Genomic DNA, 1,830 nt, shown 5'->3' on the forward strand with positions numbered 1-1,830 from the left:
CTGCCAGTTGTAAAATTTCAACCACATTTTCTCTGATATCGGTATTGTCTTCAATTACAAGTACTTTTTTTTTCATGACATTGGAAATGATAGGGTAAATATAGTCCCATGGTTAACACTGCTCTTAAAATCAATATGACCATACATCAGGTTGGTATAGCGGGCTACTATATTTAGCCCTAAACCGGTACCCGGAATATTGCCGGTGTTGTGTGCCCTGAAAAATGCTTCGAACAAATGTTTCTGATCATTTTCTGGAATGCCTATGCCATCATCTTTAATTATAATGGTACAGTATTGGTCGTTTATTTCGGTATTAAATTCAATAAAAGTATTTTCACCCGAATATTTTATGGCGTTGCCTATGAGGTTAAATATACAGTTTTTCAGCAAATTTGGGTCGAGGGTGACTATATTATTAATACCAGTATGCTGGTAAATAATATTCTGGTTTTGTTTGGCAACCATCTGCATCTCTTCCGTAATATCTTCCGCAAGTTTAACAAGGTCGAATCTGATAAATGTCGGTTCCACCTTTCCTGCTTCCAGTTTTTCGAGCGATAAAAAATCATTCAAAATAGTGGTTAGGTTACCAACAGCATTTTTTATTTTCCCTACGTGTTTGGTAATATGGCCGTTTTCAAAAGGCTCAGCATATTTATCAATAAGTGATGCTGATAGTTGTACAGCACTTAAAGGTGTTCTGAATTCATGCGAAGCCATTGAAACAAACCTACTTTTTAACTGGCTTAATTCTTTTTCTTTTTCTAACGACTGGCTCACCTCCTCCTTTGCCCGGTGCAACTCAGTTACAGTATTTTTCAAAGATAGCGTGCGTTCTTCTACAAGTTCCTCCAGGTGGGCGGCATAATCCTTTAGTTGTTCTTCTGCCTCCTTCTGCCTGCTTAGGTCATGAATAAACCCGGTAAATATTTTACGCCCGGAATACTGTACTTCACTTACACCTAACCTGAACGGGAATTTGGTGCCGTCTTTTCTTAGTCCTGTAACTTCGCGCCCAATTCCGATGATATGCGGCACGCCGGTGTGCTGGTACCTGCTGATATAGTTATCGTGGTTGCTCCGATCAGGAGGCGGCATCAATACAGAAATATTTTTCCCAATAACTTCTTCGGGCGTGTAATCAAATAGCTTACAGGCCGACGGATTGATCAGTTCAATGATTCCACGGTCACTTATGGTTATTATGCCGTCAATAGCGTTTTGTATTATAGCATTCAGCAAGGCCGCATTCTCCATATTGTTCAAATTAACACAAACTTATCTTAAGATAAAAAGGTTAATTTAAAGTGAAAAAATATTATGGCCGAAGGTATATCAACAATGGGTTATAAAAAGTGACATTTATCACTTTTTTAAGTGAGTTTGATTTGTATTTGAAATGGATTTTGCGTGTATTAATTTAACTTTTATTTTCTTGCTCTTCCCTTTCAACTGTAATGTTACACTCGCCTACCAGTGCTGCCAACGCGCCAATAGCAGCTAACACTGGTGCAACTAAAACGCCTACTACACCAATGGTAAGCGGGAATGACATTAATTCTTTTCCGTATTTATCGGTGATGGTTATTTTTCGGATGTTGCCTTCAGCAATGAGTTCTTTTATTTTATTCAGCAGGTTTTCCCCGTGAATTGAAAATGATTCTTTTGTCATAACTGTTGTTTATTTTATGACTAAAAGGTGGCCCGATTGTTACAAAATACTGCGAGTAAAGCTACAGACCGTTTAAATGTTCATTGCTTGTTTTTCATTAACAATTAGGCCAGCATAAGATTGCATAAAGGTTTGTCCGGATGTTTGACCCGGAA

The 1,830-nt window shown here is 38.0% G+C and carries 2 protein-coding genes; both read right to left on the reverse strand.

Going from position 1 to position 1,830, the window contains the following annotated elements; translation table 11 throughout:
- Positions 1-72: 72 nt before the first annotated feature.
- Positions 73-1,260 (reverse strand): PAS domain-containing sensor histidine kinase, encoded by a 1,188-nt coding sequence (locus QZY09_RS05390; RefSeq protein ID WP_295669211.1) that lies wholly within the window; start codon positions 1,258-1,260, stop codon positions 73-75.
- A 163-nt stretch (positions 1,261-1,423) separates the two neighbouring features.
- The gene (locus tag QZY09_RS05395) at positions 1,424-1,675 is read right to left on the reverse strand and encodes a DUF4342 domain-containing protein (protein WP_295669214.1); all 252 of its coding nucleotides are present in this window, start codon (positions 1,673-1,675) and stop codon (positions 1,424-1,426) included.
- Positions 1,676-1,830 lie beyond the last annotated feature (155 nt).

The organism is uncultured Mucilaginibacter sp. (assembly GCF_903913935.1).
In the GTDB taxonomy this organism is placed as follows: Bacteria; Bacteroidota; Bacteroidia; order Sphingobacteriales; family Sphingobacteriaceae; genus Mucilaginibacter.

Excerpts from the sequence above, each read along its gene's own strand:
- QZY09_RS05395 (WP_295669214.1), bottom strand. The coding sequence starts at position 1,675 with ATGACAAAAGAATCATTTTCAATTCACGGGGAAAACCTGCTGAATAAA.
- QZY09_RS05390 (WP_295669211.1), bottom strand. The coding sequence starts at position 1,260 with ATGGAGAATGCGGCCTTGCTGAATGCTATAATACAAAACGCTATTGAC.